The 16,598-nt window shown below is 68.3% G+C and carries 18 protein-coding genes and 1 pseudogene; 8 read left to right on the top strand and 11 right to left on the bottom strand.

Annotation, left to right across the window (positions count from 1 at the left end; translation table 11 throughout):
* Positions 1–19: 19 nt before the first annotated feature.
* Entirely contained in the window at positions 20–844 is an 825-nt protein-coding gene (locus tag ABIB51_RS07105; RefSeq protein WP_354186853.1) for a hypothetical protein, read from the bottom strand.
* A 59-nt stretch (positions 845–903) separates the two neighbouring features.
* Here ABIB51_RS07105 and ABIB51_RS07100 point away from each other — a divergent pair, with 59 nt between their 5' ends.
* Positions 904–1,464, top strand: a complete 561-nt coding sequence (locus ABIB51_RS07100) for a prepilin peptidase (RefSeq protein ID WP_354186851.1) — start codon at positions 904–906, stop codon at positions 1,462–1,464.
* A gap of 28 nt (positions 1,465–1,492) precedes the next feature.
* Complete coding sequence (locus ABIB51_RS07095) at positions 1,493–1,963, top strand: NUDIX hydrolase (RefSeq protein ID WP_354186849.1); 471 nt, start codon at positions 1,493–1,495, stop codon at positions 1,961–1,963.
* Between the two features lie 4 nt (positions 1,964–1,967).
* On the opposite strand, the pseudogene ABIB51_RS07090 reads toward ABIB51_RS07095, so the two are convergent.
* A pseudogene (locus ABIB51_RS07090) lies at positions 1,968–2,700 on the bottom strand (MFS transporter); the annotation flags it as partial.
* A 78-nt stretch (positions 2,701–2,778) separates the two neighbouring features.
* Here ABIB51_RS07090 and ABIB51_RS07085 point away from each other — a divergent pair.
* Positions 2,779–2,970 carry a hypothetical protein gene (locus ABIB51_RS07085; protein WP_354187135.1) on the top strand — a complete coding sequence of 64 codons (192 nt, stop codon included), beginning with the start codon at positions 2,779–2,781 and terminating at the stop codon, positions 2,968–2,970.
* A gap of 58 nt (positions 2,971–3,028) precedes the next feature.
* A complete protein-coding gene (locus tag ABIB51_RS07080; RefSeq protein WP_354186847.1) occupies positions 3,029–3,178 on the top strand; it encodes a hypothetical protein in 150 nt (49 codons plus the stop codon).
* 92 nt (positions 3,179–3,270) lie between these two features.
* Here ABIB51_RS07080 and ABIB51_RS07075 read toward each other — a convergent pair whose 3' ends face one another.
* From ABIB51_RS07075 to ABIB51_RS07065, 3 genes are all read right to left on the bottom strand, one after another.
* Complete coding sequence (locus tag ABIB51_RS07075; RefSeq protein WP_354186845.1) at positions 3,271–4,707, bottom strand: class II fumarate hydratase; 1,437 nt, start codon at positions 4,705–4,707, stop codon at positions 3,271–3,273.
* 75 nt (positions 4,708–4,782) lie between these two features.
* Positions 4,783–5,397 (bottom strand): carbonic anhydrase, encoded by a 615-nt coding sequence (locus ABIB51_RS07070; protein ID WP_354186843.1) that lies wholly within the window; start codon positions 5,395–5,397, stop codon positions 4,783–4,785.
* Positions 5,398–5,407: 10 nt separating this feature from the next.
* Entirely contained in the window at positions 5,408–6,088 is a 681-nt protein-coding gene (locus tag ABIB51_RS07065; RefSeq protein WP_354187120.1) for a DUF4245 domain-containing protein, read from the bottom strand.
* Positions 6,089–6,307: 219 nt separating this feature from the next.
* Between ABIB51_RS07065 and glpX the strand changes: the two genes are divergently transcribed.
* Together glpX and galE are read left to right on the top strand one after the other, a co-directional pair.
* Positions 6,308–7,330, top strand: coding sequence for a class II fructose-bisphosphatase (glpX, locus tag ABIB51_RS07060; protein ID WP_354187118.1), 1,023 nt, complete (start codon positions 6,308–6,310; stop codon positions 7,328–7,330).
* 109 nt (positions 7,331–7,439) lie between these two features.
* Positions 7,440–8,447 (top strand): UDP-glucose 4-epimerase GalE, encoded by a 1,008-nt coding sequence (gene galE / locus ABIB51_RS07055; RefSeq protein WP_354186841.1) that lies wholly within the window; start codon positions 7,440–7,442, stop codon positions 8,445–8,447.
* Here galE and ABIB51_RS07050 read toward each other — a convergent pair.
* From ABIB51_RS07050 to ABIB51_RS07030, 5 genes are read right to left on the bottom strand one after another with little or no spacing between them, the layout of a single operon-like run.
* Complete coding sequence (locus tag ABIB51_RS07050) at positions 8,444–9,427, bottom strand: lipid II:glycine glycyltransferase FemX (protein WP_354186839.1); 984 nt, start codon at positions 9,425–9,427, stop codon at positions 8,444–8,446. The two genes, galE and ABIB51_RS07050, sit on opposite strands and share 4 nt — an antisense overlap.
* Before the next feature lie 5 nt (positions 9,428–9,432).
* Entirely contained in the window at positions 9,433–10,725 is a 1,293-nt protein-coding gene (gene manA, locus ABIB51_RS07045; protein ID WP_354186837.1) for a mannose-6-phosphate isomerase, class I, read from the bottom strand.
* A gap of 50 nt (positions 10,726–10,775) precedes the next feature.
* Positions 10,776–12,428 carry an LCP family protein gene (locus ABIB51_RS07040; RefSeq protein WP_354186835.1) on the bottom strand — a complete coding sequence of 551 codons (1,653 nt, stop codon included), beginning with the start codon at positions 12,426–12,428 and terminating at the stop codon, positions 10,776–10,778.
* A 10-nt stretch (positions 12,429–12,438) separates the two neighbouring features.
* Positions 12,439–13,035: a 5-(carboxyamino)imidazole ribonucleotide mutase gene (purE, locus tag ABIB51_RS07035; protein ID WP_354186833.1), complete on the bottom strand. Its 597-nt coding sequence runs from the start codon at positions 13,033–13,035 to the stop codon at positions 12,439–12,441.
* Positions 13,032–14,228 (bottom strand): 5-(carboxyamino)imidazole ribonucleotide synthase, encoded by a 1,197-nt coding sequence (locus tag ABIB51_RS07030; RefSeq protein ID WP_354186831.1) that lies wholly within the window; start codon positions 14,226–14,228, stop codon positions 13,032–13,034. The genes purE and ABIB51_RS07030 overlap by 4 nt, the downstream gene beginning before the upstream one ends.
* A 130-nt stretch (positions 14,229–14,358) precedes the next feature.
* Here ABIB51_RS07030 and ABIB51_RS07025 point away from each other — a divergent pair, with 130 nt between their 5' ends.
* On the top strand, positions 14,359–14,934 hold the full coding sequence (locus tag ABIB51_RS07025) for a GtrA family protein (protein ID WP_354186829.1): 576 nt from the start codon (positions 14,359–14,361) through the stop codon (positions 14,932–14,934).
* A 30-nt stretch (positions 14,935–14,964) separates the two neighbouring features.
* Here ABIB51_RS07025 and ABIB51_RS07020 read toward each other — a convergent pair whose 3' ends face one another.
* Complete coding sequence (locus ABIB51_RS07020) at positions 14,965–15,669, bottom strand: TIGR03089 family protein (protein WP_354186827.1); 705 nt, start codon at positions 15,667–15,669, stop codon at positions 14,965–14,967.
* Between the two features lie 362 nt (positions 15,670–16,031).
* Here ABIB51_RS07020 and ABIB51_RS07015 point away from each other — a divergent pair, with 362 nt between their 5' ends.
* On the top strand, positions 16,032–16,577 hold the full coding sequence (locus tag ABIB51_RS07015; protein WP_354186825.1) for a WhiB family transcriptional regulator: 546 nt from the start codon (positions 16,032–16,034) through the stop codon (positions 16,575–16,577).
* Positions 16,578–16,598 lie beyond the last annotated feature (21 nt).

Raw genomic sequence — 16,598 nt, 5'->3', positions numbered from 1 at the left:
GGGGAGCTGCCACTGCCAGTCACACGCCCGGCGACACATCCCAGCTGATGTGCCGGCGCACGTCGGTGAGGTTCATGGATTCGGCCAGGAACAGGTCATCGAGCATGTACTCGTCGACGGCGAGGATCCGCAGCCAGTGGCCGTAGCCCTCGGGTCCGTCGTCGAGCCAGCGGCTCGCGACGCAGACGCCGGTGCCGGCGTCGATCCGCACCAGGGTGCGCCCGGGACGGCACAGCGGCGCGTCCGGGTCGGCCGGGCGGTAGCCGGCGTTGGGCGTGACGGTGGTTTCCAGCGCAGGGCGGCCCTCATGGTCGACCTCGGTGATTGTGCCCAGCTCCACGGCATTGGAGTTGGGGAATTCCAGCGGGACGGGAGCATTGCCTGCCAGCTCCACGGGGTCCAGGGTGGCTCCGAACCGGCCGTTGCCGAAGCACGGCTCGCCGTAGGCGGCCTCCGGGCGGCGCCGGACCAGGCCGCCGCCGTCGTAGACCGGGGTGACCAGTTGAGGCGGCAGCAGCCACGATTTCCGGGTGGATTTGACGTAGAAGCCGTCGCGCGAATCGTTGATGCCCGTGGTGCTGTGGAGGACGAGTCCGTCGGCGGTCTCGAGCCGGAGTGCCCCGGGACGCCGCAGCCACGCGCGGACGAGGTCGGGGGCGCCGTCAGCGGCGTCGCCGGACGGGTCCGGACCCGGGCGGGATACCGGCCGGTCCACGTACTCGAAGCGCAGTGACTGCCACTTCCACGGCGAGGAACGGCACAGGTTCCGGAACGCGGGCGCCTGCTCCGCCTGCCCTCCGGGCTTGCCCGGGCCGGGCCGGTTCCTGCTGTCCCATGCGACCATATCCACAGTTTACGCGCGGGTCCATCCACGGCCGCGGCAAAATCACGTAGCATCCGAGGGTGATCCATCGACTCGGGAACCTGGCCGACGCCGCCCCGCTGGCCTTCTGGCTGGTGGCCGCCGCCTGCGCCTATTTTGCGCTGATGGCCGCGCGGCTCACCGTGATCGACGTCCGTCACCACCTGCTGCCGGACCGGATCGTGATTCCGTCCTACGCGGTCGCCGGGGTGCTGCTCCTTGGCGCCACGGCCAGTTCGGTTTTCCTCGCAGAGCCGGGGGCGGACGCCGCACGCGACGGCGGGGCGGCCCTGTTCGGGGTGCCCGGGCTGCGGATTGTGGCCGGGGGAGCGGTGCTGTGGCTGTTCTATTTTGTGTTGCGTGCCCTCTACCCGCCGGGAATGGGCTTTGGCGACGTCAAGCTCGCCGGCGTCCTGGGGATGTATCTGGGCTTCCTGGGCTGGTCGCACGTCTTCGCCGGCACCGTGGCCGCCTTCGTGTTCGGCGGCGTGTGGAGCCTGGGCCTCCTGGCGCTGCGTCGCGGCACCCTGAAATCGAGCATCCCGTTCGGGCCGTTCATGCTGGCCGGGACAGCCGTGGTCATGGTGGTGCTGCCTGCGTGACGGGTTGCCGGGCGGTTAGGCTGGCGGCATGGCTACCCCCGACTTCATCCTGAAGCTGCGCGAAACAATCGGCCACGACATGCTCTGGATCCCGGCCGTCCGGGGCGTCGTGTTCGACGACGCCAGGCGGGTCCTGCTCGGCCGGCGTGCCGACAACGGGCGTTGGGGCCTGATCGCCGGGATCCTGGAGCCCGGTGAGGAGCCGGCGCCGGGACTGCTGCGGGAAATTCTGGAGGAGACCGGTGTGGTGGCGGCCGCCGAACGCCTCGTGGCGGTTGACGCCTCGGGCCACGTGACGTACCCGAACCGGGACGTCTGCCAGTTCCTGACGCTGGTGTTCCGCTGCCGGTACCTTTCGGGCGAGGCGAGGGTGAACGACGGTGAGTCCCTGGCCGTCGGCTGGTTCCGGCCGGAGGATTTCCCGGAGCTCCTGCCCGGGCACCGTGACGCCGTTAAGTGGGCGGCGCAGGCCGACGGCGCCGCCCACTTCCAGAGCTGACCTGCTAGTCCGGGGCGCCGGCCGTCGTCGTGGCGGCGGCGTGGCGTTCGGCGTCGAGGCGTTCTGCCTCCTCGCCGCCCACAGCCTCGCCGCGGGCCACCATGCCCGCAGTGTCCGAGAGCGGAATCTGCTTCAGGGTGAGTGCCAGGATCAGCGCGATGCCCAGGAACGGCAGCAGGTACCAGAACACCGGTGCCAGCGAATCGGCGTAGGCGTTCACGATGGCGTCCCTCAGCTGTTCCGGGAGCTGGCTCAGGGCCTGCGGGTCCAGCGTCCGGGTGGACTGCGAGGCCTGCTCGGCCGAGGCGCCCGCGCCGGTAAAGGCCTTGCCGAGGGACTCAGACAGCCGGGAGATGAAGATGGATCCGAAGACGGCCACGCCCAGGGACGCGCCCACTTCGCGGAAGTAAGTTGGTGCTGGTGGCGGTTCCGATCTGGTCGGCCGGGACGGAGTTCTGCACCACGAGGACAATCACCTGCATGATGGAGCCCAGGCCGGCGCCGAACACGAACAGCTGCACGCAAATGACCCAGATCGGGGTGTCGGCCGTCAGGGTGGTCAGCCAAAGCATGGCGCCCATCGTGAGGGCGGAGCCCATGATGGGGAACATCTTGTACTTGCCGGTCTTGGAGATGCGGATGCCCGAGTAGATGGCCGTGCCCATGAGGCCCGCCATCATGGGCAGCATGAGCAGCCCGGATTCGGCCGCCGAGGTCCCGGCGGACATCTGCAGGAAGGCAGCCCCGCGGCAGCACGGCCCTGCACGACGCCATGGTCCGGCTGATCGGGGAGGCCGGCGCGGAACTGGCCGCCCGTGCCGGAGGACCAGCGCCCCGGCACGGTGCTCGTGGCCGTCCTGACCGACGGTCATGAGAACTCGTCACAGAAAGCCACCGGCGCCATGGTCAAGGCGCTGGTGGAACGGCAGCAGAGCCAGTGGGGCCGGCAGTTCACCTACCTGGGCGCCGTGCTGACGGCCGGCGGCCTACACGGCGGAGGAACGTGAGGCGGCAGGCGGCCTGGGCATCCGGGCCGAGGACGCCCTGACGTACGCCGCGGGGAACGTGGACGCGGCCTTCTCGGTGCAGTCAGCCAAGACCCGCCGGCTGCGGGAGGCCAGGATCGGCCGCGCCAGCATGGCCGACGCTGCCGCGGCGGCGGCCTACACGGCGGAGGAACGTGAGGCGGCAGGCGGGGAACCGCGCCGCCCCTGAGTGCAGGCATGCCGCCGGCCGGCACCCTCCGGGAAGGTGCCGGCCGGCGGCCGATGTTCTTGAGGCAGGGCGGGCGTCGCCGCCCGCAGCCCTTAGGCCTTGTGCGGGGGACGCGTCATGGACATGACGTCCAGTGCGGTGTCCAGCTGCTCCTCGGTCAGTTCGCCGCGCTCGAGGAAGCCCATGGCCACCACGGTTTCGCGGATGGTCAGGCCCTCGGCCACGGCCTTCTTGGCGATCTTGGCGGCGTTTTCGTAGCCGATGAACTTGTTCAGCGGCGTGACGATGGACGGGGAGGCCTCGGCCAGGAAGCGGGCGCGTTCCACGTTCGCGGTGATGCCGTCGATCATCTTGTCCGCCATGACGCGGCTGGTGTTGGCCAGCAGGCGCACGGACTCGAGCAGGTTGGCGGCCATAACGGGGATGCCGACGTTCAGTTCGAACGCGCCGTTGGTGCCGGACCAGGCGATGGCGGTGTCGTTGCCGATGACCTGGGCGCACACCATGATGGAGGCTTCGCAGATGACCGGGTTGACCTTGCCGGGCATGATCGATGAGCCCGGCTGCAGGTCCGGGATCGCGATTTCGCCGAGGCCGGTGTTGGGGCCGGAACCCATCCAGCGCAGGTCGTTGTTGATCTTCATGAAGGAGATCGCGATGTTGCGCAGCTGGCTGGAGGCCTCGATCAGGCCGTCACGGTTGGCCTGGGCCTCGAAGTGGTCGCGGGCCTCGGTCAGCGGCAGGCCGGTGTCGGCGGCGAGGAGTTCGATCACGCGCTCCGGGAAGCCCGCCGGGGTGTTGATGCCGGTGCCGACGGCCGTGCCGCCGAGGGGTACTTCGGCAACGCGGGGGAGGGAGGCGTTGATGCGTTCGATGCCGTAGCGGACCTGTGCGGCGTAGCCGCCGAACTCCTGGCCCAGGGTGACCGGGGTGGCGTCCATGAGGTGCGTGCGGCCGGACTTCACGACGTCCTTGAACTCGACGGCCTTGCGTTCCAGCGACGCCGCCAGGTAGCCGAGCGCCGGAATGAGGTCGTTGATCAGGGCGGAGGTCGCTGCCACGTGGACCGACGTCGGGAAGACGTCGTTGGAGGACTGCGAGGCGTTGACATGGTCGTTCGGGTGGACCACCTTCTCGCTGCCGGCGGCCTTGAGGGCGCGGGAGGCAAGCTCCGCGAGGACCTCGTTGGTGTTCATGTTCGAGGACGTGCCGGAGCCCGTCTGGAAGACGTCGATGGGGAAGTCGCCGTCGTACTTGCCTGCCGCAACCTCGTCGGCAGCGTCGGCGATTGCCTGGGCCAGCTCGCCGTCGAGCACTCCCAGTTCTGCGTTGGCCTGGGCGGCAGCCTTCTTGACCCGGGCGAGGGCTTCGATGTGGGTGCGCTCCAGGGTCTTGCCGGAGATCGGGAAGTTTTCGACCGCACGCTGCGTCTGGGCACGGTACAGGGCGTTCACGGGGACGCGGACCTCGCCCATCGTGTCGTGTTCAATGCGGAACTCTTCGGTATTCAACTCGTCTGTGGAAGTCATGGGCCTAGCTTATTGGGCGGAGGCGTCCCATCGAAAACCGTGAACCGGCGGACCGGTGACGGCCCCCGGCCTGGTCTACAGTTCGCCGATTCCGGAAACGAGCTCGGCATGGCCGTCGGCAAGGCTGTAGGCGAGCCCGATCACGGCGGCCCGGCCGCCGTCGATGGCGTCCGAGATCACCCGCGAGCTGTCCACCAGCCGGCGGGAGGTCTGCTTGACGTTCTCGACCACCATGTCGTTGATGCCGTCCTGGTTGTTACGCAGCGAGGTCAGCACCGACGGCGTGATCCGCTCGACCAGGCTCCGCATGAAACCGACCGGCATTTCCCCGGTTTCGACCGCTCTTTTGGTCGCCGTCACGGCGCCGCAATTGTCATGGCCCAGCACCACGATCAGCGGCACGCCCAGGACGCTGATGCTGTATTCCAGTGAGCCGAGCACGGCATCGTCGATCACCTGCCCGGCGGTGCGGACCACGAACACGTCGCCCAGGCCGAGGTCGAAGATGATTTCGGCGGCCAGCCGGGAGTCGGAGCAGCCGAAGATCACGGCGAAGGGGTGCTGCTTCTCCACGAGGGAGGAGCGGCGCGAGGCATCCTGGTTGGGATGGGAGGATTCGCCGGAGACAAAACGGTCGTTGCCTTCGCGGAGACGGCGCCAGGCAAGTGCAGGAGTCAGGTAAGTGGCCACGGCCTATACCTTACGGCGATGGCGTGGCGGAAGGTGAAATTGTTGCTGCCGGGTTGCTGTCCAGGGACTGCACGACGGCGGCGCCGAGCACGGTGAACTCGTCGAGTTGCGCCGTGCCGCTCAGGATGACGGTGGTGCCGCGGTGGGCCAGCACCATGGACTTTTCGCCCTTGCCGGTGTCACGGAGTTCCCAGTCGCGTCCGCCGGCGTTCCTGGTTCCGGTCACGGGAGCGTTCTTCACCTGCTGCAGCAGCCACGTGGGATTGGACTGCCGGGTCTGCACCAGGCCGATGAAGGACTCCTTGGGCGTGACGTAGCCGACCTCCCACGTGGGGACGCCGCTGGCCGTGCCGGACTCCCAGCGGGCGTAATTCGGACGGAATGTGTCGCCGGTGGCCGGTGCCACCGGTGTGAATCCCGCCACATCCGCGGCGTTGCCGGCAATGGAGCTGACGTCGATGTCCGGCCGGTAGCCGTCGGTCTTCGGCGACGGATTCATCAGGACGATCGGGAGGAAGGCCGCGATGCTCAGCACCAGCGCAATCATCATCCCGATCACCGAGGCGTTTGCCCGCTTCGCCGCCCCGGGGGCAATGACGGGCTTCACGGGCGGCTGGCCGGCTTCGCCGGCGGCTCCCTGCGCGGCGCCGCCGCCGGGGGTTGCCGGGGCCGCGGGGGACGTATCCTGCATTTCACTCACCCCTCTATAGTCGCCCATCCCGGAGCCGATCTCACATTCGGGGAGTCCGCCCGGGACGTGGTGGGGTGTTTCACACGATGGTCATGCCGAGACGTAGCATTCCTGCCGCGACTATGATCAGTATCAGACGAGCCACCGCACGGCCGGAGACCGGCTTTGCGGGTTCCATGATCGCCACTCGAAGAAGAGGTTCACGTGTCACCAGCGTCCATGACCCAGAAGTACTCCACGCTTTCCCCGTCGCTCGCCGTCGGAATCGACGAGCCTGACCGCAACCTTGCACTGGAGCTGGTCCGCGTCACCGAAGCCGCGGCCATCGCCGGCGGCCACTGGGTTGGTTTCGGGGACAAGAACAAGGCCGACGGAGCCGCCGTCGACGCCATGCGCTCGTTCCTCCAGACTGTCCACTTCAATGGTGTGGTTGTCATCGGCGAGGGCGAGAAGGACGAAGCCCCGATGCTGTTCAACGGCGAGAATGTCGGTGACGGCACCGGCCCCGAGTGCGACGTCGCCGTCGACCCCATCGATGGAACCCGCCTCGCGGCCCTCGGCATCAACAACGCCCTCGCCGTCCTGGCCGTCGCGGAGCGCGGTTCCATGTTCGACCCCTCCGCGGTGTTCTACATGGAGAAGCTTGTGACCGGCCCGGAAGCGGCCGACATGGTGGACCTGCGCCTGCCGGTCAAGCAGAACCTGCACCTCATCGCGAAGGCCAAGGGCGTCAAGGTCAACCAGCTCAACGTCATGATCCTGGACCGGGACCGCCACCGTGGGCTCGTGGAGGAAATCCGCGAAGCCGGCGCCCGCACGAAGTTCATCATGGACGGCGACGTCGCCGGCGCCATCGCTGCGGCGCGTGCCGGTACCGGTGTCGACGCGCTGATGGGCATCGGCGGCACGCCGGAAGGCATCGTCTCGGCCTGCGCCATCAAGTCCCTCGGCGGCGTGATCCAGGGCCGCCTGTGGCCCACGAGCGACGAAGAGAAGCAGAAGGCGATCGACGCCGGCCACGACCTGGAGCGCGTGCTCTCCACCAATGACCTCGTCTCCAGCGACAACTGCTACTTCGCGGCCACCGGCATCACCGACGGCGACCTGCTCAAGGGCGTGCGCTACTCCAAGGACAAGGTCCTCACACAGTCAATCGTGATGCGGTCCAAGTCCGGCACCATCCGCTTTGTGGACGGCGAGCACCAGGCCAGCAAGTGGGAGGGCTACGCCCGCAAGAACTAGGCAACAGCGGCAGAAGCGCCGCTCACGCCAGCACCGTCGAATCCCGGGCCGCCGCAGGCGCCCCGGGATTCGCTGCTTTCCGGCCGCCGGGTTTCGGTAGGCTGGGCCCATGACGTGGCTTGTGACTGGCGGTGCGGGATATATCGGTTCGCATGTGGTGGCTGCGTTACGCGCCGCCGCCATCCCGGCGGTGGTGCTGGACTCACTGTCCAGCGGGCACCGCGAATTCGTTCCGGACGGCGTGCCGTTCGTGCACGGCACCATCCTCGACGACGAACTCGTGGCCCGCACGCTGCTGGAGCACGATGTAACCGGGGTGATCCACCTGGCCGGCTTCAAATACGCCGGGGTTTCCGTGCAGGAACCGCTGCTGACCTACGAACAGAACGTCACCGGCACGGCGCAACTGCTCAAGGCGATGGAACTCGCCGAGGTCCACAAGCTGGTGTTCTCCTCTTCCGCAGCCACCTACGGCACGCCGCCGGCGGATGTGGTCACCGAGGACACTCCCACACTGCCGGAGTCGCCCTATGGCGAGAGCAAGCTGATCGGTGAATGGCTCATCCGCGACCAGGGCCGGGCCCGGGGCCTGAAACATACCTCGCTGCGCTACTTCAACGTCGTGGGTTCCGGCTCGCCCGAGCTCTACGACACAAGCCCGCACAACCTGTTTCCGATCGTGCTCCGGGCACTTGTGGCGGGCCGGACGCCGCGGATCAACGGGACCGACTACAACACCCCGGACGGCACGTGCGTGCGCGACTATGTGCATGTGGCGGACCTGGCGGCCTCGCATGTGACGGCTGCCCAGACCCTCGCGGCGGGCCGGCCGCTGGAACGCGTCTACAACCTGGGCTCCGGCGACGGGCTGTCCGTACGGCAGATCATGACGGCGATGGCAACGGCCACGGGGATCGACTTCGAACCGGAAACCGGCCCGCGCCGGGCCGGCGATCCGGACCGGATCGTCGCCGACGGCACACTCGCCGCCCGGGACCTGGACTGGAAGATGCGGCACTCCGTCGAGGACATGGTGGCCAGCGCCTATGCTGCGCAAAGGCACGCGGCCGCCGCGGCGGCCGCCGCCGGGGAACACAGCGGCCGGCAGGGCCGCTAGCGGCTGGTCCTGGCCCGGAGTTCGGTACGCAGCGTGCCGAGGAGCTTGCGGGCCGCCTGCGCGCCGCGGCGGGCCAGCTGGTAGGCGGCATAGCGCATCTTCCGCACCGGCAGGTCCCAGGTTCCGGCGTACGCGACCTGGCGGCCGCCGAACGATTTCTTGAAGGCCGTGAAACCGGCCCATTTGTGGTCCGGCTGGTCCTCTGGCGCCACACCCCAGAGGTCCACATGCTTCAGGCCCTTGTCCTTGGCATCGGCCATCAGGGTCACCAGCAGCGGAATCCCGGCGCTGAGCTTCCGGTGCGTGTCATCGAGGGCGGCGTGCGCATAGGTACGCGTATCGGCCGAGTCGTAGGCCAGGGCGGCGGCGATCGGCGCCCCGTCCAGTTCGGCGATGAAAAGTGTCGCGGCCCCGGCCGGCATCAGGGAGCGCGCCACCTGGCTAAGGTACTCGTCACTCTGGGGCTTGAAGCCGTTGCGCGCCGCGGTCATGTGCAGGAACTCCAGCAGCACCGAGATCTCGGCCGGATCCTGGCTGGAGCGGAACGTCACGCCCTTCTTGTGGATGTTCCGGTACAGGTTGCGGTTCACCGGCTTCATATCGGCCAGGACGTCCTTGAAATCGCGGTCCAGGTCCACAATCCAGCTGAGCTCGGGCTGCTGGTTCACCGGTGCAGGCTGCAGGCCGCGGCCGCGCAGCAGTCCGGCGGCGCCCGGGGCTGCCAGGCCGGCGTCTACCGGCTCAATCCGGACGAACACGGCCCCGCAGCTGCGTGCCAGCTCCGTCAGTGCCGCCAGCGCGGCGTCGAACGCCGGCAGGGAGGCGGCCACCGGACCGTAGGGTGCGTAGAGCAGCTTCCCGGCCGGGTTCGCCTCCTCGACGGCGAGGAAGCTCCACCCGGGCCCGGACTGCTCATGGACGGTCCGGCCCAGCGAGCGTTGGAAGTCAGCCCACTGGGGGCCCTGCAGGAAGTAGTCCACGGTTGTCAGGCTTTCAGTGCGGTGGTGACGGCAAAGGCCAGGGCAGCCTCGGTGGCGCCGGAGACGGGGTGCACGTTGACCGGGGCCTCCGCAGCGGGCAGGAAGGCGCTCGCCCCGCGGGCCAGGCGCAGTTCGCCCTTGGGGGAGTCCAGGCGGACGGCGCCCGAGGCCACGATGATCACGGCGGCGCCGGACTGTGCCAGCGGAACCGGTTCGCCGCCGGGCTGCAGTTCCACCCGCTGCAGCTGGAATTCCCGGAACGGCGGGCGGAAAAGCTCCTGGCCCAGCATGGTGGTCTCGGCGTCGAGCATCGGCACGCCGACGGCCTCGAACGCGATGGTCCTGAGCAGTTCCGGGACGTCCACGAACTTGGGTGTGAGCCCGCCGCGCAGCACATTGTCCGAGGACGCCATGACCTCGATGCCCAGGCCGTGCAGGTACGCGTGGACGTTGCCGGCGGGCAGGTACACGGCCTCGCCCGGCGCCAGCGAGATCCGGTTCAGCAGCAGCGAGATCAGCACACCCGGGTCGCCGGGGTAGTCGCCGTTGAGGTTCACCACGGTGGTCAGCTCCGCCGTGTGCGGTGCCATCGGCGCTCCGGAGATGAGGGCCGCGGCGATCATCGCGGTGGCGTGCGAGACGTCCTCGCCGCCGCCGATCAGCCGCTCGAAGGCGGCACGGAGGGCCGCCGGCTCCTCGGGCCGGGCCAGGTCCGCCAGCAGCTGCGGGAGCAGCGGCGGCAGGTCCAGCCCCGCCAGTTCAAAGCAGGCCGCCAGGTGCAGGAACACGGCCCGGGACTCCGCCGCCGGCCGGAAACCGCACAGCGCCTCGAAGGGCGTGAGCGCGAAGATCATTTCCGGCTTGTGGTTGTCGTCCTTGTAGTTGCGCTCCGTGGCGGCACGGTCGACGCCGGCGTCCTCTTCCCGGGCAAAGCCTTCCCGGGCCTGTTCGAGCGTCGGGTGCACCTGCAGGGACAGGGGACGCTCGGCGGCGAGGACCTTGAGCAGGAACGGCAGCCGCGGGCCGAATTCGGCGATGCTCCCGCCGCCCAGGTGGTGCTCCGGATCTTCGGCGATGAGGGCGTCCAGGTCCCGGCGGCCATTGTCGTCAGAGCCAGCGGCATGCGCTCCGCCGGAGGCGGGCGCCGCGTAGGAGAGCGCCACGGACGGGGAGTCCGGGTGGGCTCCGATCCAGAGTTCGGCTTCGGGGCCGCCGGACGCGGGCCTGCCGAGCAGTTTCGCAATCGCGGTGGTGGAACCCCAGGCGTAGGGCCGGAGGACGTTCTCGAGTTCGTACACAGCCTGGTCCCTATCTGGTCACTGACGTTTGGTCGGTAAAGCGGTGGAGCCTAGAGCGGCGCGCACTGGCCGTTGGTCGCCACCAGGTCGCGGATCGACTGTTCGTCACCGTTGCGCTTGAACTGGTTCAGCATTTCCTCCGTGATCGGCTCGCCGTCGGGCGTCGTCGTCACCGGGGTGAAGTCCGACGGTGACGGCGGGGGCTGCGTCCCGGGGGCAGCGCCGGCGGCGGACAGCAGTCCCGGCGCCGCGGCCTGCGGTACGACAGTGTCAGCGTCGGCACCGGCAGCAGCGGCGGCATTGGCCGCGAGGAGGCCGTCCACCTTCGAGTGGATCTGCTCGAAGTCCGGGACGGTTGAGAAGGAGGCGTCGAAGTCCGGCGGCCCGATGGTCAGGCGGCTCACCTCCTGGCCCTTGGCCTTCATCGCCAGGTCAACGAAGCTGCCAAGCTGGCCGGCGGACACGTTGGAGTCCACCACCTTGGTGCCGGCCTTGGCGATGTCTTCGAACTTGGACAGGAGCGTGGCCGGGTCCAGCTGCTTGAGCATCGCCTGCTGTACGCACTGCTGCCGCTGGATCCGGGCGTAATCGTCCACGAACTCCCGCGAGCGGCCGTACCAGAGGGCGTGGTAACCGTCCAGGGTCTGGTCTCCGGCCGGGATCCAGCCCAGCGGCATGCCGTGGATGCCGTTGGCCTCATCGACCATGTCACCGCTCATCGGGACCCAGCCGCCGGCCTTGATGCGGATGCCGCCCATGGCGTCGATGAGCTTCGAGAAGCCGTCCATGTCCACCAGCACGTAGGCCTGGACCTTGATGCCGAGCGTGCCGGAAACCGCCTCCAGCGTGGCCTGGGCCCCCGGGTCTGCGACGCCGGGGTACAGGTCCTGGTGCTCGTTGGTGACTTCGGTGTTGATCGCGTTGATGAGGCACTCGTCGCCGCAGTCGTAGCCGTCCGGGTAGATCTTGCGCATGGGGGAGTCTTCGCTGAACTGCGCATTCTGGAGGTTTCGGGGCACCGAGATGATGGCGGTCTTGCCGCTCTTGGCGTCGACGCTGATGACGGAGAGGCTGTCCGGGCGGCGGCCCGTGCGGTCCGCCCCGGCGTCGCCGCCCATCATCAGGAAGTTGTACCGGCCCTCGGAAGGTTCGATCGTGGGGCCGTTGGAGGCGAAGATGCTCCCGATCGCGTCGCGGCCCACGTTGAGCACGTAGGCGGCGTAGCCCAGCGAACCGCTGCCGAGGACCATCGCCAGTATGAGTGCCAGCACGACGGCGGGCCGCGCCCTGGGCGCGAGGAGAACGGGCCGGATCAGGCGCAGGGTGTTGTAGAACAGGGCGGCCCAGCCGATGGCCAGCACCACCAGGACGATGACCAGGAGGAGCGAGGTGGCAGGGTTGGCAATGACGTTGATGAGCGTGGAACGCGCCGCCACGAGCAGGACAACCGCCGTCAGGGCCAGCGCCCACACCGTGAACGTGACCCGCAGGGCGATCCTGCCGAGCCGCTTGTTGCCCGCCACGATCTGGGCGCTGCCCGGAACCAGCAGCGTCATCAGGATCAGCAGGAAGGCGCGCTTGGTCAGGACCGGCGCCGCCGCTCCGGAGGGGTAGCGGACGGGGTCGGTCAGGGACGGCTGCGGCTGGTTGCGCCCTTCCGGCCGCTGGCTGTTCTGCGGGGCGGGGGCGTGGCGGTTGGTCATCAGGTGATCCTTAGCGGCTGCCCCGCGGAACGGCGTTTCCGTCGGAGAATACTTCGCTCACTTTTTGCCGGAGGTTGGCACCCTTGCGGGCGGCGACGTCATTGAGTTCCTGGGCGAACTCCGCGAGGTCGGCCCTGAGCCGGGTAGCGAGGTCGTCGGTGCCGCAGGCCAGCATCCGGACGGCCAGCAGCCCGGCGTTGCGGGCGCCGCCGATGGAGACCGTGGCGACGGGAACGCCGGCGGGCATCTGCACGATGGACAGCAGCGAATCCATGCCGTCGAGCGTCTTGAGCGGCACGGGCACGCCGATCACCGGCAGCACCGTGACGGACGCGAGCATGCCGGGCAGGTGGGCGGCGCCGCCGGCCCCGGCAATGATGACGCGCAGTCCGCGCTCGTGCGCCGTCTGTCCGTAGCGGATCATTTCGGTAGGCATCCGGTGGGCTGAGACGACGTCGGCCTCGAAGGGGATGCCGAACTCGGCGAGTGCCTCGGCGGCGGCCTCCATGACCGGCCAGTCCGAGTCCGAACCCATGACGAGCCCGACGATGGGGGAGCCTTTGGGTGCTTCCCGGCTCGCGGCTTGCGTTTCGGTGCTGGGGCTCATGCGGTCTCCTCGGAATGTCCTGGTGCGGTTCCGGCCTGGACCCGCCCGTTCCTGATGATGTTGGCCACGGTGGTGGCCCGCTCGCGGACTGAGGCCACATCCGCCGCCGAGGTGCCGACAAGGTTGACATGGCCGATCTTACGGCCCGGCCGCACGGCTTTGCCGTAGCAGTGGACCTTCGCTGCGGGTTCGCTGGCGAGCGCTGCCGGGTAGGCGGAAAACAGGTCCTGGTTCTCGCCGCCCAGGAAGTTCTTCATGACGACGACCGGCCCGAGGACGTCCGTGGCGCCGAGCGGCAGGTTCAGGATGGCGCGGAGGTGCTGTTCGAACTGGCTTGTGACCGAGCCGTCCTGCGTCCAGTGGCCGGTGTTGTGGGGGCGCATGGCGAGCTCGTTGATCAGGAATCCTGCCCCGACTCCGGGAGTCTCGAACAGTTCGACGGCCATGACACCCGTGACGCCCAGTTCGTTGGCGATCCGGATCGCGGCGTTCTCCGCCGCGGCGGCAACTTCGAGCGGGATGTCCAGGGCGGGGGCGATGACTTCGTCGCACACACCGTCGACCTGGATCGTATGCACCACGGGCCAGGCCCGTGATTCGCCGTCCGGGGTCCGGGCGACGAGGGCCGAAAGTTCGCGGCTGAACGCCACCTTGGCCTCGGCCAGCAGGGGAGACATCGCAGCGAACCACTCCGCGGTCCCGACGGCGTCCTCTGCGGAATCAACGATCCGCACACCCTTGCCGTCGTAGCCGCCGCGCGGGGTTTTCAGGACGACGGGCCAGCCCGTGTTCTCGCCGAACGCAATGAGCTCCGCCACGTCGGCGACGGCGGCCCAGCGCGGGTTGGGGAGCTCCAGCCGGTCGATGGCGGCGCGCATCACTAGTTTGTCCTGGGCGTTGACCAGGGCGTCCGGGCCGGGGTGGACGTTGACGCCGGCCTCGATCAGGGAGCGCAGGTGCCCGGTGGGCACGTGCTCATGGTCGAACGTCAGGACGTCCAGGCCGCGGGAGAACTCGAGCAGGTGCTCCAGATCGGTGTAATCACCGACCGGGGCGTTGGCCACGGCGGAGACGGCAGAGACGTCCTCGCTTTCGGCAAGGACGCGGAGCTCGAAGCCCAGGGCGGTGGCCGCCGGGGCCATCATGCGGGCAAGTTGGCCGCCGCCAACAACACCGATTACAGGAAAAGTCACATCTGCCAGCCTACCGAAAGCCTCGCCTTTCCCCGATTCTGCGCCGACGGATGCGGCAGGCACCCCGCAATCAGCGCTAAAATGGGCCGTTGGCCCAAAGGCCGATAGTTCGAGCAGGCCACGGAGGGTCATGATTACTACACTTACTGAGCGCATGCGCGGGCTTGCTTCGCTCTTCTGGCGCGAAGTGGCCAAGTTCGGCGCAGTGGGAGGTGTTGCGTTCGTCATCGACAACGGACTCACGTACTACCTGATGCACGGTCCGATGACCGACAGCGAGGCCAAAGCCCGGTTTGTCGGCGCCAGCGTCGCCACCGTCTTCTCATGGATCGCGAACCGCTTCTGGACCTTCCGCCACCGCCGCCAGGACAACGTGGTGCGCGAGTTCCTGATGTTCATCCTCATCAACGGGATCGGCATCGGCATCTCCACCGGCTTCACCGCCCTCGCCAAGTACAGCTTCGGCATTACCGACAAGAACATGCTGTTCCTCGCCGGCGTAGTCGGCATCCTGGTGGCCACCGTCGTGAGGTTCTTCGCTTACCGCTTCCTGGTGTTCAACAAGGAACTGGACGAAGAGCCGGAGTTCTCCCACGACCACGAAATCATCGAGCGGCACCCGCACCCGCACCCGCACGCGGTGCCCGGTGTCCGTGTTCCGGAGCAGCCCGTCAAGGATCCCGAGCTGCCCGGCCCGCAGGGCTAGCAGCGCGGGCCCTGCCGGCGGTTGATGCGCCTAGCGGGCGTCGACCCGTTCCGCGCCGAGCAGCTTGTCCGTCACCTCGACGTCGGGATGGACCAGCACCACTGACCCGTCGGCCTTCCACGCGCCCAGCGAGCGGGCCAGGGCTGCCTCGAGGCCGTCCCCGGCCGGCACCAGCAGCCGGAGCCCGGCGTCATGCGTCGAGGCGAAACCGTCCAGCAGCCCGGCATGCGTGTGTGCCGCCCCCGCGGTGGTCAGCAGGGCCGGCCGGGAAGCCTCGGGGTCCACATGCGGCATAAAGACGTCGCCATGGGAGCGGACTTCGGCGGCATAGTCGACGACGCCGGTCGGCAGCTCACCGGGCCAGCGCATGGCCAGGGCCGGGAGCGCAACGGCAAGGACGGCGTCGAACGCCCCTTCCGCCGCGGCCGGACCGGGTTCCGCGGTGGCCAGCAGATCGGCTTCGCCGGCGTCGAGCACCAGCTCCATCCCCAGCTGCCACCCGGCGAGTGCCAGGATCAGGGATTTCCAGTGTGCCGGCAGGTCCAGGCGGAGCCGCGTCCCCGGTTCGGCGTCGAGTTCGTCCTGCAGGAGGTTGCTGGTTTTCGCCACCCAGTTGTCCAGGACCCGGCCGGAGAGTTCAACGCGTTCGGCGTCGGGCCCGTACCAGGTGAGCCGTGGCGAGGTGGCCTGGCCGGAACGCAGGGCTGTCATCAGATCGAATGCCGGGATGCTCATGACTTCATCTTGCCACGGCACTCCGGCCGCGCCGCCGGTACGTGTGATCTCCGTCATAGCGCCGGCGGCCGCTCCGTCTCCGATGCCGGAGGCCGGGCCTGAACATCGCCGGGATTTCGGCAAAAACCTTCAAAAGTACTCAGCACCCTGATAAATTCAGTACCGCCGGGCGCCGGTGGGCGAAAAATCCCGGGCGTGGCGTGCCCCGGCAATTGGTGCAAGTTGATTATTATCTCCGCCGTGGCTTGACTCCCGGATACTTACACGCGTGTAATTAGGTATCGAAGGCCAATGCGCAGAAACCGGCACACAACCGAGTGTCCGAGGGTCAGGCAAAGGCTGCAAATCAGGAGGGAAACGCCATGGGGCTTGCAGAGCGTATCCATGAAGATGCCGTCGTTGCCGGCCAGGCGACGGCGAAATACCGTTCACGCGGGGTGCCGAGTGACTGGTATGTGGATCCGGCCGATCCGGACGCAGCAGACCGCTACAACGAACACACACGAGACTCACTCCAGGACCAGGCCACGGCCTTCCTGGCTGCGCATGATGAACTTCTGGCCGGGAGCCCGGACCAGGACAACGATCTTCACGACCCGCCGATGGAACTGCAGACCCTCCACGCAGGCACCACCGCGCAGCCGGTCTGGATCGGGTTGCCGTCCCAGCAGGACTTCGACGATGAAGGCGAGCTCGGATGGCAGACGGATGCGCTGTGTGCGCAGACGGACCCGGAGGCCTTCTTCCCGGAGAAGGGCGGCTCCACCCGCGACGCCAAAAAAGTCTGCGGAGCATGCAATGTACGTTCGCAGTGCCTGGAATACGCCTTGTCCAACGACGAGCGCTTCGGAATCTGGGGTGGCCTCTCCGAGCGGGAGCGCCGCCGGCTTAGGAAGCGGGCAGTCTAATTCTTCAAGTAGTACGAGTCA

This window comes from Arthrobacter sp. UYCu712, assembly GCF_040547005.1.
Taxonomy (GTDB): Bacteria; Actinomycetota; Actinomycetes; order Actinomycetales; family Micrococcaceae; genus Arthrobacter.
Note: the sequence above shows the minus strand (reverse complement) of the source record. Positions and strands in the feature narration are given on the sequence as shown.